This is a genomic window from Streptomyces sp. VNUA24 (genome assembly GCF_029167005.1).
GTDB lineage: Bacteria > Actinomycetota > Actinomycetes > Streptomycetales > Streptomycetaceae > Streptomyces > Streptomyces scabiei.
Genome location: NZ_CP119143.1, coordinates 4,422,520 through 4,435,714, shown reverse-complemented (window position 1 = coordinate 4,435,714; position 13,195 = coordinate 4,422,520). Strand labels below are relative to the sequence as shown.

Annotated in this window: 11 protein-coding genes; 4 read left to right on the top strand and 7 right to left on the bottom strand. The window is 73.1% G+C overall.

Annotated features, from left to right (window positions below):
* Positions 1-134: 134 nt before the first annotated feature.
* Positions 135-3,491, top strand: coding sequence for a S8 family peptidase (locus PYR72_RS18640; RefSeq protein WP_275456387.1), 3,357 nt, complete (start codon positions 135-137; stop codon positions 3,489-3,491).
* 67 nt (positions 3,492-3,558) lie between these two features.
* On the opposite strand, the gene PYR72_RS18635 is transcribed toward PYR72_RS18640, so the two are convergent.
* Complete coding sequence (locus PYR72_RS18635) at positions 3,559-4,485, bottom strand: helix-turn-helix transcriptional regulator (protein WP_275456386.1); 927 nt, start codon at positions 4,483-4,485, stop codon at positions 3,559-3,561.
* 170 nt (positions 4,486-4,655) lie between these two features.
* Between PYR72_RS18635 and PYR72_RS18630 the strand changes: the two genes are divergently transcribed.
* Positions 4,656-5,699 carry an NAD(P)-dependent alcohol dehydrogenase gene (locus tag PYR72_RS18630; protein WP_275456385.1) on the top strand — a complete coding sequence of 348 codons (1,044 nt, stop codon included), beginning with the start codon at positions 4,656-4,658 and terminating at the stop codon, positions 5,697-5,699.
* A gap of 163 nt (positions 5,700-5,862) precedes the next feature.
* Positions 5,863-6,375 (top strand): peptide-methionine (S)-S-oxide reductase MsrA, encoded by a 513-nt coding sequence (msrA, locus tag PYR72_RS18625; protein ID WP_037729864.1) that lies wholly within the window; start codon positions 5,863-5,865, stop codon positions 6,373-6,375.
* A 66-nt stretch (positions 6,376-6,441) separates the two neighbouring features.
* Here the strand turns inward: msrA and PYR72_RS18620 are convergent, their stop codons facing one another.
* The 3 genes from PYR72_RS18620 to PYR72_RS18610 all read right to left on the bottom strand — a co-directional run bounded on the left by PYR72_RS18620 (position 6,442) and on the right by PYR72_RS18610 (position 10,487).
* Positions 6,442-7,554, bottom strand: coding sequence for a hypothetical protein (locus tag PYR72_RS18620; protein WP_275456384.1), 1,113 nt, complete (start codon positions 7,552-7,554; stop codon positions 6,442-6,444).
* Positions 7,551-9,191 carry a M48 family metallopeptidase gene (locus PYR72_RS18615; RefSeq protein WP_275456383.1) on the bottom strand — a complete coding sequence of 547 codons (1,641 nt, stop codon included), beginning with the start codon at positions 9,189-9,191 and terminating at the stop codon, positions 7,551-7,553. Before PYR72_RS18615 ends, PYR72_RS18620 begins: the two co-directional genes overlap by 4 nt.
* Positions 9,192-9,368: 177 nt before the next feature.
* Positions 9,369-10,487 carry a hypothetical protein gene (locus tag PYR72_RS18610; protein WP_275456382.1) on the bottom strand — a complete coding sequence of 373 codons (1,119 nt, stop codon included), beginning with the start codon at positions 10,485-10,487 and terminating at the stop codon, positions 9,369-9,371.
* Between the two features lie 194 nt (positions 10,488-10,681).
* Between PYR72_RS18610 and PYR72_RS18605 the strand changes: the two genes are divergently transcribed.
* Positions 10,682-11,836 (top strand): cystathionine gamma-synthase, encoded by a 1,155-nt coding sequence (locus PYR72_RS18605; protein WP_275456381.1) that lies wholly within the window; start codon positions 10,682-10,684, stop codon positions 11,834-11,836.
* A 16-nt stretch (positions 11,837-11,852) separates the two neighbouring features.
* Here PYR72_RS18605 and PYR72_RS18600 read toward each other — a convergent pair whose 3' ends face one another.
* The 3 genes from PYR72_RS18600 to PYR72_RS18590 form a co-directional block, all read right to left on the bottom strand.
* Complete coding sequence (locus PYR72_RS18600; RefSeq protein ID WP_013001184.1) at positions 11,853-12,101, bottom strand: hypothetical protein; 249 nt, start codon at positions 12,099-12,101, stop codon at positions 11,853-11,855.
* Complete coding sequence (locus PYR72_RS18595) at positions 12,098-12,589, bottom strand: sigma factor-like helix-turn-helix DNA-binding protein (RefSeq protein WP_275456380.1); 492 nt, start codon at positions 12,587-12,589, stop codon at positions 12,098-12,100. The genes PYR72_RS18600 and PYR72_RS18595 overlap by 4 nt, the downstream gene beginning before the upstream one ends.
* Positions 12,590-12,687: 98 nt before the next feature.
* Positions 12,688-13,182: a MarR family transcriptional regulator gene (locus tag PYR72_RS18590; RefSeq protein WP_173402978.1), complete on the bottom strand. Its 495-nt coding sequence runs from the start codon at positions 13,180-13,182 to the stop codon at positions 12,688-12,690.
* Between the last annotated feature and the right edge of the window lie 13 nt (positions 13,183-13,195).

Here is a 13,195-nt window from a genome sequence, read left to right as displayed (position 1 = left end):
CTTCGCCGCTTTACGCCCACTCGGGAGGTATGTGACATCAGTTGACCCCCGGTCATACTGCGGAGACCGGGGGGAATTGACGCGTATGTGTGCGGAAGGTCCCCTGGCCGGATGAACCGGAACGAGGGGGAGACTTGCGCGGACACAGCAGGAGCGCGTGCTCGGCCGCGATCGCCACGGTGTCGGCCGTGGCGCTGACGATGGGCCCGACCGGCCCGGCGTCCGCGATGTCCGAGCGCGTGACGGGCATGCCGGGCGTGACCGGCACGGCCGACGTGACCGGCGCCGACAGGGCGGTGAGCCGGCGTATCACTCTCGTCACCGGCGACCGCGTCCTCGTCGACCGCGCGGGCCGGGTGCTCGGCCTGGAGCGGGCCAAGGGCCGCGCGGGGGTCCCGGTGCGGCTGCGCGAGGCCGACGGCCACACCTATGTGCTGCCGGCCGACGCGGCCCGGCTCGTCTCCGAAGGTCGGGTCGACCGGCGGCTGTTCGACGTGACCCTGCTCAACAGGGCGGCGACCCGCGCCTCCCAGAAGCAGGGCCTGAAACTGATCGTCGGCTACACGGGCAGGGCCGCCGACGCCCGGGCGGAGGTCCGGGACGCGGGCGGCACCACGGTCCGCCGCACCTTGAGGACGCTGAACGCCGAGGCACTGCTCACCCCCGGGGACGACGCGGCCGCGCTGTGGAAGGCGGTCACCGACGCCGACGGCACCACCGCCCCCGGGGTCGCCCACATCTGGCTGGACGGCGTCCGCAAGGTCAGCCTCGACAGGTCCGTCGCGCAGATCGGCGCCCCGAAGGTGTGGAAGGCCGGCTACGACGGCAAGGGCGTCACCATCGCCGTACTCGACACGGGCATCGACACGACCCATCCCGACCTCAAGGGCCGGGTGAAGGCCGCCAAGAACTTCTCCACCTCACCCGACACCACGGACAGGTACGGCCACGGCACCCACGTGGCCTCCATCGCGGCGGGCACCGGCGCGCGCTCCAAGGGGACGTACAAGGGCGTCGCGCCCCGCGCCCGACTGCTCAACGGCAAGGTGCTGAGCGACGAGGGCTACGGCGACGACTCCGGCATCGTCGCCGGCATGGACTGGGCCGCCGCGCAGGGCGCCGACATCGTCAACCTCAGCCTGGGCGGCGGCGACACCCCGGAGATCGATCCGATGGAGGCGGCGATCGGCAGACTCTCCGCGGAGAAGGGCATCCTCTTCGTGGTCGCCGCCGGCAACGAGGGCGACGGGGGCGCGGGGTCGGTCGCCTCGCCGGGCAGCGCGGCAGCCGCGCTCACCGTCGGCGCGGTCGACGACAATGACCGGCTCGCCCCGTTCTCCGGCCGGGGCCCCGCCGAGGACGGCCGGATCAAACCCGACGTGACCGCGCCCGGTGTCGCCATCACCGCCGCCGCGGCCCCGGGCAGCGTCATCGAGCGGGAGGTCGGCCAGAAGCCCCCGGGCCATCTGACGATCTCCGGTACGTCCATGGCGACCCCGCACGTCGCCGGCGCCGCCGCCCTCCTCAAGCAGCGGCACCCGACATGGACGTACGCCGAACTCAAGGCCGCCCTGGTCGCGTCCGCCAAGGGGGGCCCGTACACACCCTTCGAGCAGGGCTCGGGCCGTATCCGCGTCGACAGGGCGGTCGCACAGAAGGTCGTCGCCAAGCCCGTCTCGGTCGACTTCGGCGTCCACCGGTGGCCGCACACCGACGACAAGCCGGTCCTCAGGAAGCTCACCTACCGCAACCTCGGCACCACACCCGTCACCCTCGGCCTCACGGTGACCGGCACGGACCCCAAGGGCAGGCCCGCCCCGGCCGGATTCTTCCGGCTCGGCGCCAGGAAGGTCACCGTCGCGGCCCGCGGCCGGGCCACCGTCGGCCTGATCGTCGACACCCAGCTGGGCGGGAAACTCGACGGCTCCTACACCGCGTACGTCACCGCCCGGGGCGGCGGCCGGAGCGTCCGCACGGCGGCGGCCGTGGAGCGCGAGGCGGAGGCGTACGACGTCACGCTGAGGACGGTCGGCCGGGACGGCGGGCCGGCCCTGCACCACACGCTCGACCTGACCGGCGTCTCCGGGCTCGCCCGGGACCGGTGGTTCACGCCGTACGACCCGGACGGCACGGTCGATCTCCGGGTGCCCGCCGGCGACTACATCCTCGACGCCGGGATCGTCGTGGACCCGGAGGACGCCACCAAGGGTGTGGACTGGCTGTCCCGGCCGAGGCTCACCGTCGACCGGAGGACCTCCCTCACGCTGGACGCCCGCACGACGAGGCCGGTGGACGTCACCGTGCCCGACAGCGCCGCCGAACCGCTCCTCGCGGCACCGGGGTTCGTCCTGACGGCGGGCGGGAACGACTACTCCTTCGGCTGGCTGCTCGACTCGTACACGGGGTTCGGCACCGCGCACCTCGGCCCCGCGACCGGCGGCGGCAGGCTCACCCAGACCTGGGCCGGCCAGTGGACGGGCGGCACCGCGCAGTACGCCACCGTCGCCGGAGGCAGGACCGAGAGGCTCGCCACCGGGTACACCAAGCACTGGAGGAAGGGCGAGCTGGCCACCGTGCGCGCCGGCCTCGGCGCGTCCAGCCCCGGCAAGAAGGGCGCGGTCTTCGCCTGGGCGGAGCTTCCCGGCGGCTCCGGCGCGCCCGCCGCGGGTGTCCCACGGCCGCTGCCGGGGCGGCACACGCTGCGTCTGTCGGCCGCGGACGGGGTGAAGTGGACCCTCGACTTCGAGCAGTACGGCGCGGAGGACGAACAGGGCTTCCCGCTCCTCGACGCGTACTACACGACCGGCGCCGGCCGTGCCTACCGGGCGGGCCGGACGTACGCACAGACCTTCAACGTCGGGATCTTCGGCCCGCGGATCGACGGGACCCACGGCATCCGACGGGACGGCGCGTACCTGTACGGCATGCTGCCGATGTTCGCCGACGGCCGGGGGCACGTGGGGGCGTCCTTCTACGAGAAGGTGACGACGACGTTGTACCGCGACGGCGAGAGGTTCGCCTCGGGCGAGGACGCGCTGGACGGGTCGGGCCAGTTCACCGTGCCCGCGGGCCGCGCCGCCTATCGGCTGACGACCTCCCTCACCCGGTCCGCCGACCTGGCCGGGGCCTCGTCGCGGATCGACGCGAGCTGGACGTTCATCTCGGAGAAGACCGCGCGCGACACGAAGCTGCCGGTCTCCACGGTCCGCTTCGCAGCCCCGTTCCTGGGCCTCGACAGCACGGCTCCGGCGGGCCGCAGGGCCACCGTCCGCGTCACCGTGCAGGGCGCCGCCGCCGGCGGGAACCTCGGGTCGCTGACCGTGCACGTGTCGGACGACGGCAGGACCTGGACCGAGGTCGCGCTCCGGAAGGGCGCGTTCACCCACCGGACCCCGGCGGCGGGGAAGAGCGTGTCGCTGCGCGCCGAGGTGACCGACAAGCAGGGCAACACGTCGAGGGTGACGATCCACGACGCGTACGCCGGCAGGTGAGCGGCACCGCCACAGGGGGAACGCGCGATGACGCCGTGGCTCCGGCCACGGCGTCGTCCGGCGTCGCCTACGGCGTCATCTTCGGCGTCCGGGTCGCGTCCGTGCCCCAACTGGCCAGCAGACGCAGGGCGTCGGCGGAGGGGGAGCCCGGTTCGGCGTGATAGGTGACCAGGCTCTGCTCGTGGTCGTCGGGCAGGTGCAGGGTCTCGAAGGAGAGGGTGAGTTCACCGACCAGGGGGTGACACATCCGCTTCACGCCGTGGCTCTTCTCCTTCACGTCGTGCGTCGCCCACAGCCGCCGGAACTCCTCGCTCTTCACCGACAGTTCGCCCACCAGCGCCGACAGCAGTGGATCGTCCGGATGACAGCCCGCGTCCATCCGCAGATAGCTGACGATGTCGGCCGCCTTCTGCTCCCAGTCGACGTACAGGTTCCGGTAGTCGGGCCGCAGGAACACCATCCGCGCCCAGTTCCGCTCCTGCGCGGGCAGCTCCGACCAGTCGCCGAAGACCGCCGCCGCCATCCGGTTCCAGACGAGGATGTCCGCGCGCCGGCCGGTGATGTACGCGGGGACCGTGTCCAGGGTGTCGATCAGCTGCCGCAGGGCGCTGCGCACCTGCTGGGGCCGCGCCGACCGCTTCTTCTTGTGCGCCTTCGGCTTCGCGAGGTGGGTGAGGTGCGCGTGCTCGGCGTCGGTCAGCCGCAGGGCGCGCGCGATGGCGTCCAGCACCTCCGCCGACACGTTGCGCCCGTTGCCCTGCTCCAGGCGTGTGTAGTACGCCACGGACACTCCCGCCAGCTGTGCCAGCTCCTCCCGGCGCAGTCCGGGGACCCGCCGGTGCCGCCCGAACGCGGGCAGCCCCACGTCCTCCGGCTTCAGCCGGGCCCGCCGGGTGCGCAGGAACTCGCTCAGCTCGGCGCGCCGGTCCAGCGCACCGGCGGTCCCGGCCTCCCCGGGAAAAGGTTCCAGCGGGGTCTCGGGCTGTTCGTCCATACGGCCAGTATTCACGGTCGTACGCCTGGCAGCCTGACCCCGCCAGGGGTAGGACCGGCGGACGTACGCAAAGCCGTGACCTGGGTGAGCCTCGCGATGTCGGGCAGGCTGACAGTCGCACCCGGCCGGAAGGCAGGCCGGATGCGGACGACGATCAGGAGAATCCCGGCATGACCACCACTGTCGCCGCCTATGCGGCGCCCGCCGCCAAGGCTCCGCTGGAGCGCACCACGATCGAGCGTCGCGAGGTCGGCGAGCACGACGTGCTGATCGACATCAAGTACGCCGGTATCTGCCACTCGGACATCCACCAGGCCCGCGAGGGCTGGGGCGAGGCGATCTTCCCGATGGTCCCCGGCCACGAGATCGCCGGTGTCGTCGAGGCCGTCGGCTCCGGCGTCACCAAGTTCGCCGTCGGCGACAAGGTCGGCGTCGGCTGCATGGTCGACTCCTGCCGCGCGTGCGAGAACTGCCGGGCGGGCCTGGAGCAGTACTGCCTCCAGGGCAACGTCGGCACGTACAACGCCATCGGCAAGGACGGCGAGCCCACCTACGGCGGCTACGCGGAGAAGATCGTCGTCGACGAGGCCTTCACCGTACGCATCCCCGACGGCATCGCCCTCGACGAGGCCGCGCCCCTGCTGTGCGCCGGCATCACCACCTACTCCCCGCTCAGGCACTGGAACGCCGGCCCCGGCAAGAAGGTCGCCGTCGTCGGGCTCGGCGGCCTCGGCCACATGGGCGTCAAGCTCGCGCACGCGCTCGGCGCCGAGGTGACCGTCCTGTCGCAGTCCCTGCGCAAGAGGGACGACGGCCTGAAGCTGGGCGCCGACCACTACTACGCGACCAGCGACGAGGCGACGTTCAAGGAGCTGGCGGGCACCTTCGACCTGATCCTGTCGACGGTCTCGGCGCCGCTGAACCTGGACGCCTACCTCTCCCTGCTGAAGACCGACGGCGCGTTCGTGAACGTCGGCGCTCCGGAGGAGCCCGTCGCCCTCAACCTCTTCTCGGTCATCGCCGGCCGCAAGACCCTCGCGGGCTCCGGTATCGGCGGCATCCGCGAGACCCAGGAGATGCTCGACTTCTGCGCCGAGCACGGCCTCGGCGCCGAGATCGAGCTGATCCGCGCCGACCAGATCAACGAGGCGTACGAGCGGGTGCTGGCGAGCGACGTCCGCTACCGCTTCGTGATCGACACCTCGACGATCTGAGCGCACCGCCCCGGGCCGGGGGCCCGCCCCTCGCCCGGGGCGGGCCCCCGGCCGGGTGTGGAATCGCACGGGACCCCCACGCGTTGAGGAGGTGGGCAGGGGCCGGCGGTTCGCGGACCGGTCGGCCCGAGGGATTGAGCTGACGATGAGTGGAGGGGCTCCGATGACTGCGCAGACGCAGAGGGCGGTGCTGGCGGGTGGATGCTTCTGGGGGATGCAGGACCTGATCCGCAAGCTCCCGGGCGTCACGGCGACCCGGGTCGGATACACCGGCGGGGACGTGCCGAACGCGACGTACCGCAACCACGGCACGCACGCGGAGGGCATCGAGATCCTCTTCGACCCGGCGCAGACCGACTTCCGCGCGCTGCTGGAGTTCTTCTTCCAGATCCACGACCCGAGCACCAGGAACCGCCAGGGCAACGACATCGGCCTCAGCTACCGCTCGGCGATCTACTACGTGGACGACGAGCAGAAGCGGATCGCCGAGGACACCATCGCGGACGTGGACGCCTCCGGACTGTGGCCGGGCAAGGTCGTCACCGAGGTGGAGCCGGTCGGCCCCTTCTGGGAGGCCGAGCCCGAGCACCAGGACTACCTGGAGCGGTACCCGAACGGCTACACCTGCCACTTCCCGCGCCCGGGATGGCGGCTGCCCGCCCGCGCGCAGGACTGACCTCCGACGGCGCCGGGGTTCCGGCGGTCCCGGCGACGGGCGGCGACCGGGTCGCCGCCCGTCGGCTCAGTCCGTCGCCGTCGGCGTCGTCGTCCCCGCCACCGCCCCGGCCGACGCGTTCCGGATGCGGCAGTAGAACGCGGCCATCGCCTCGCCGCCGCCCCGGTAGCGCCACGGCAGGGCGTTGACGTACCCGTCGACCAGCCTGAACTGTTCGAGCGCGGCGTCGTCGCGGTCCTGCAGCGCGAGGTAGTACGCGAGCAGGTGCCGCAGCTCGGGCAGGCGCGGGTGGGCGGGGTCGGCCGCGGCGGCGTCCGCGAGGCCGGCGTCCACCCGGCCGATCATCCTCGGCGTCCGGTCGACGTCGTTGTCGTCGGACGTGTCGTGCTCGAAGTGCGCGATCAGCGGGAACGCGGTGAGCAGGCTGCCCAGCGGCGCCTGGGCCGCCGCGCGCTCGGCGAACTCCGCCGCCAGCCTCTCCGAGCCCCGCCATTTCGCACACCAGTACTGCAGTGCCGAGAAGTGGGCCTCGTAGTGGTGCGGGGCCCGGGCGGTGATCTCCGCCCACAGCCGGTCCATCTCGGAGTGCGGGTGGCCGAGCCCGAGCGCCACCCAGATCGCGGTGACGTACGGCGTCGGGTCGTCGGGGTTCAGCGCCGCCGCCCGGCCGATCTCCTCGCGGGAACGTTCCAGCATCCGGTGGAAGCCGCCGAACTGCTCACCGGTCGTGTACTGGGCCTTCTTCCCGCCCCGCAGGTCCCAGGCCAGCACCACCGTGCTGCGGGCCCGTACGACGGCGGCGTCCGGGTCGTCGGGGCGGTCCGCCTCCCAGGCGAGCAGCCAGTCGTCCTCCTTCGCCGCGATCTCGCCCAGCAGGTAGGCGGTGAACGACCGGCGTTCCCAGTCCCGGCCGGCGTCGTGCATCAGCTGGGCGGCCGCCTTCCAGTCGCCGCCGCGCACGGCGGCCAGCGCCGGCTCGTGGCCCGGCGGGAGGGGACCGGCGAGCGTGACGTTCTGGCGCTCGGCCGGCAGCAGCCCCAGCGCCTCGGCGGCCTCCCGGCCGGTGTCGGTGTCCGTGCCGGGGGAGAAGAACTCCTTCAGGAAGACCCAGGCCAGCCAGAGGCCGACGAGCACGGTCGGTACCGCCAGGACGGCCAGTACCCACAGCAGTACGGTCATCGCGGGGCGTCCGTTTCGCGGGTCGGGGGGCCCTGGGGCGCGGGCAGCAGGGCCCGCAGCGGGCCCGTGTCGGGGTGGTCGGCGACCGCGGCGGCGATCGCCGGGCCGAGGTCCGTCCCGGTGCCGTCCGGCGCGGGCGACAGCCGTACCGCGGCCGGCTCCGACCAGGAGAACTCCCAGCTCAGCCGGGAGTGGGCGCTCAGCTCGGCCAGCACCATGTCCTGCAGGGCGTCCGTCAGCGCGGGCCGCACGAACTCGCGGAAGGCCCGGCCCCGCGCCTCGGCCGCCTGGTCCGACAGCGGCAGCCGCCGCGCCAGCTGCCACAGCTGCCCGTCGTCGATCACCTTCAGCAGCGCGGCCAGGGACGGGGGGCCCTGGGTGTACATCGCCAGCGCCCGGTGCAGCGCGGTGTCGAGGGCGGCGAGGTTCGCGGCCATCGCGCCGTCGAGCAGCTCCTGCCAGTCGCCGGTGCGCCGGAACCGCAGGACGTCCTCGGTGAGGACCGCGTCCTCCAGCGCCGCGAGGGTCCGGTCGGGGTCGGCGAGCAGGCCGAGCGCCGGGCCCCGGGCCTCGTCCGCGCGGCCGTCGGCGGGCAGTGCCTCGATCCGTGCGACGCGGTCGGCGATGGGCGGGTGCGAGTCGTACGGCGAGGCCGGTTCGGTGGGCAACTCGGCGCGCAGGCCGACCAGTTCGAGCTGGCGGGCGGAGAGCATCCGCCCGTGGCCGCCGAAGAACTCACCGCGCGGCGGGAGCAGCCGGGCCTCGGCGCCGAGCGTGGCGTAGCTGTTCATGTAGAAGCCGAACGCGGCGTCCAGCGCGGGTATCTCGCGCAGTGCCGACGCGGTGGCGTCGCGGCCGGCGATCCGGGCGGCCGCGGCGTCGGCGGCGTACTCCTGGCGGCGTGCGTCCGTGAGCGTGGCGCGGATGTACAGCCTGGCGTAGCAGGTGTAGATCCACGCCATCGCGCGGTAGGTGACGCCCGCGCCCGCCGTGTCGATCTCCTTGGTCTTCTTCCCCCTGGCCGCGGCCCTCGCGTTCTTCTTCTCCAGCCGGGCCCGCTCGCGGCCCGCCGTCCTGTCGGCGCGCTCCTCGAAGTGCCCGATGGTGCGCAGCACCTGGGCCCGGCCGCGGGCCGTGATCGCGGCGAGCCGGGTGTCCGCGTTCGAGTAGTGCCCCAGCTCGTGGGCGAGGACCGCGCGCAGCTGCGCCTCGGTCAGGCCCTGGGCCAGCGGGATCCCGAGGTAGAGGTGGCGCGGACCGGCCCGCAGGCCGAGCAGCCGGGCGTCCTCGCTGACGGCGGCGTTGACGTCGGCCGTCAGGACGATCCGGGAGGGCGCCCGGGTGCCGACCGCGTCGGCCAGGTCCCTGACGGCGCGCCACAGTCCGGGCTCGTCGGCCTCCGTCACCGCCAGGCCCGGCGGGTCCTCGCCCTTCGGTGTGCGCAGCATGAACAGACCGCGCACCAGCGGGATCGCCAGCAGTACGGAGATCACGTAGAGCTTGGCGGCGACGGCGGACGGGGCGTGCAGATACAGCAGGTAGTCGGCGCCGGCGAGCGCCGCCAGCAGGAGCACGCCGAGCAGATGGAAGCCGGCGAGCAGCACGAGAGCGCGCAGCGCGCGCAGGGTCGCGCCCATTGGGCAGAGGTCCCCCCACGGGAAAGATCGCGAACGATCGGTTATGCGGTGAAACTGGCCAGAAGTGGACAAGCTAAGGCGTGTCCATGACCAAAAGGTGTGAGGGGCGGAGTATTTCGCACGGGTGTGCGGGGTCGCAAGGGCTTACCGGACGGCCGCGACCCCGCCGGCGTCACCTCAGTGCGGCAGCGTCGCGGGACTGCCTCCGTTGGCCTCGTATCCCGCCACCGCCAGGGCCCGGTATATCGCGTAGTCCGAGGCCGGGTCGGAGGTGAGCGTCCAGGGAAGGGCGCCCACGTGACCGTCGACGTGCACCAGCTGGTCCATGGCCTCGGACCAGCGCTCGGAGCGGACCAGGAAGAAAACCAGGAGGTGACGGACGTGGGCCAGCATCGGATCGTCCGGCCGCGCCGCGTGCACCGCGTACAGGGCGCCGTGCACCGCCTTGGTGACGACCTCGCTCTGGTAGAAGCCCTGCACCAGATTCACCTCGGGCAGGTGCTCGAAGACCGCGAAGAGCGGCATGGCGGCCAGCAACGACCCCTGCCGGGCCCGGGCCGCCGCCGACTCGGCGAAGGAGTACGCCAGCTCCCGCGAGCCGTGCCACTTCTCGCACCAGTAGTGCAGGGCCGCGAAGTGCGCGCCCATGTGGTCCGGGGCCCGGTCCAGGATCTTCAGCCACAGCTGCTCGAACTCCGCCCGGGAGTACCCCAGCCCGCGCGCCACCGACAGCTCGATGATGTACGGGACCGGGTCGCCCGGCGCCAGCAGCGCCGCGTCCCCGCACGCCGCCCTCGCCTCCTCCATGATGATCCGGAAGTCGTCCGTGCCCGGCGTCGACGTCCGCCACGCCTGCTGCACCAGGAACTCCGCGTGCACCGCCGCACCGCCCGCGTCCTTCGGCGCCTCCGCGCGCCACACCCGCAGCCACTGCCCGCCCGGCGTCTCGCCCACCCCGCCGGGCCGCTGCGCCAGCTCCAGCGCCGCCGCACCCGCGAACGCCTGCACCCGCTGCCACCGGACCTCGCCCGCCGCCTCCGTACCGGCCAGCAGCTGCTGGGCCGCCCGGTGGTCCTGGGAGCGCTGCACCACGTCCAGCACGTCCAGCAGGTCCTGGTCGGGGCCCGGCATCCGCACGTCCAGCAGCTCCTGGCGCACGAACCCGTAGTCCGCCGGGTCCGCCGCGTCCGGGTGCCCCGCCTCCACCTGCTGAATACCGGCCCTGCGACGCGCCAGGACCGGCCACGCCACAAAGCCGATCATGAGCATCGCCATCAGGACCCAGAGAATCTCCATGCCACAAGGGTTCCAGACGCCGCCGACAATTGCCCAACCCGGTCGGGGGCCTGTGGACAACTCCGCGACCGCGGCACGGCCGGGGGCGCGGGGAACCGCGCGACCAGCCACGACGCGGCCCCACCCGCCACGGCACAGGTGCCCCCGCCCCACGAGGCGCCCAGAACCCCCGCGACCGCTTACGCTCGGTACCCATGAGCGACAGCCACACCAGCCAGCACTTCGAGACCCTCGCGATCCACGCGGGCAACACCGCGGATCCCCTCACCGGCGCGGTCGTCCCGCCGATCTACCAGGTCTCGACCTACAAGCAGGACGGCGTGGGGGGCCTGCGCGGCGGCTACGAGTACAGCCGCAGCGCCAACCCCACCCGCACCGCGCTGGAGGAGAACCTCGCCGCCCTGGAGGGCGGCCGCCGCGGTCTCGCGTTCGCGTCCGGGCTGGCAGCCGAGGACTGCCTGCTGCGCACGCTGCTCACCCCCGGCGATCACGTGGTCATCCCCAACGACGCCTACGGCGGCACCTTCCGCCTCTTCGCCAAGGTCGTCTCCCGCTGGGGCGTGGACTGGTCGGTGGCCGACACCTCCGACCCGGCGGCCGTCCGGGCCGCCCTCACCCCGAAGACGAAGGTCGTCTGGGTGGAGACCCCCTCCAACCCGCTGCTCGGGATCACCGACATCCCGGCCGTCGCCCAGATCGCCCGCGAGGCCGGCGCGAAACTGGTCGTCGACAACACCTTCGCCACCCCCTACCTGCAGCAGCCGCTCGCGCTCGGCGCGGACGTCGTCGTGCACTCGCTCACCAAGTACATGGGCGGCCACTCCGACGTCGTCGGCGGCGCGCTGGTCGTCGGCGACCAGGAACTGGGCGAGGAACTGGCGTACCACCAGAACGCGATGGGCGCCGTCGCCGGCCCCTTCGACTCCTGGCTGGTGCTGCGCGGCACCAAGACCCTCGCCGTCCGCATGGACCGGCACAGCGAGAACGCCGTCAAGGTCGCCGACATGCTCACCCGGCACGCGCGCGTGTCGAGCGTCCTCTACCCGGGCCTGCCCGAACACCCCGGGCACGAGGTCGCCGCCAAGCAGATGAAGGCGTTCGGCGGCATGGTGTCGTTCCGGGTCACCGGCGGCGAGGAGGCGGCCGTCGAGGTCTGCAACCGCGCCAAGGTGTTCACCCTCGGCGAGTCCCTGGGCGGCGTGGAGTCCCTGATCGAGCACCCGGGACGCATGACGCACGCCTCGGTGGCCGGTTCGGCCCTGGAGGTCCCCGCCGACCTCGTCCGCCTCTCCGTGGGCATCGAGAACGTCGACGACCTGCTGGAGGACCTGCAGCAGGCCCTCGGCTAGACGCCCATAGGGGCGCTCACCAGCCCGACACGGGTGGGGTCGTCGTCGACGGCGGCTCCACCCAGGGACGGACCGTCAGCGCCCACACGGCGAACGCGACCACGGCGACCGCCAGCACCACCCACAGCACGTGCCGGGCCGCCGTCCGGCGCCGCAGCATGCGCCCGCCGCGCCGTACCGCCACCGCGCACAGATCGGGCGGCACCCGCACCGGCCCGCGCTCCAGGATCTGCCGTACGGCCGACTCGCGGTCCCGCAGACTCATGACGGAGCCACCTCCACCACCTTCCCGGCGGCCGCCTCGCGCGGCGGATGCAGGACCGTCGCCATCGCCCGCAGACAGATCGTCGTCACGCGCTCCACGGGCAGCCCGAGCAGCGCCGCCGTCTGCTCCGCGGCGACCCCCTCGTGCAGCCGCAGGACGAGGATCAGTCGCTCCTGCGGGGCGAGGGCGGACAGGACCCCGCCGGGCGGACGGCGGAAGAGGCCGTGGTGATGCCATGCCCCGCGCGCGAAGCGGACCGCCAGCCGCTGCCGCGTCAGGTCGTAGGGGTCCTCGCCGCGCAGCCGGTCCCAGGCGGCGTAGGTGTGCGCGAGGGCGTCCGTCAGCAGCCGCCGCGCGCGCGGGTTGTCGTCCGGCGGCTCCGCCGTGAGCAGCGTCGCGGTCCGCAGCAGCCGTCCCGCCGCACCCGCGACGAACGCCTCGAACTCCCTTGCCCGGCGGGCGTCCTGGGCAACCTGCCGATCTCGCACCACGCCTCCCGCCTGAGGCCGACCCTGAGGGGAACGGGCCCGGTCCCGGACGAGGGCCCGGTCTCATATGAGGCCAGGAGCGGTGGCGCGGTCAAGGGTCAGGAGGCCGACGGTGCCTCCGGCGCCGCGGCCATACGGGACGAGAGGGCGGAGTTGAAACGGGTGAGGAGGGAGCAGAAGGCCACCCGCTCCTCGGGAGCCCAGTCCTGGGTGAGTTCGGCCATGAGCTGACGCCTGGAGGAACGTACCTCCTCAAGGCGGGACAGCCCGCGCGGCGACAGCTGCAGCACCACCGCCCGGCCGTCCTCCGGGTGCGAGGTCCGCTTGACCAGTCCGGTGTCCACGAGCGGCGCCACCTGCCGGGTGACCGTGGAGGAGTCGATCCCCATGCTCGCCGCGAGCGCCTTGACGCCCATCGGCCCCTCCTTGTCGAGGCGGTTGAGCAGCAGGTACGCGGCACGGTCCATGGAGTTGCGCACCTGCCCGACACCGCCGAGCCGGGTCTGCTCGGCACGGCGTGCGAACACCGCGACCTCGTGCTGCAGCGTGTCGAGAAGACCGTTGTCACCGACGGTCGTCATGTCCATCGACATTTCAGGTGTTGTG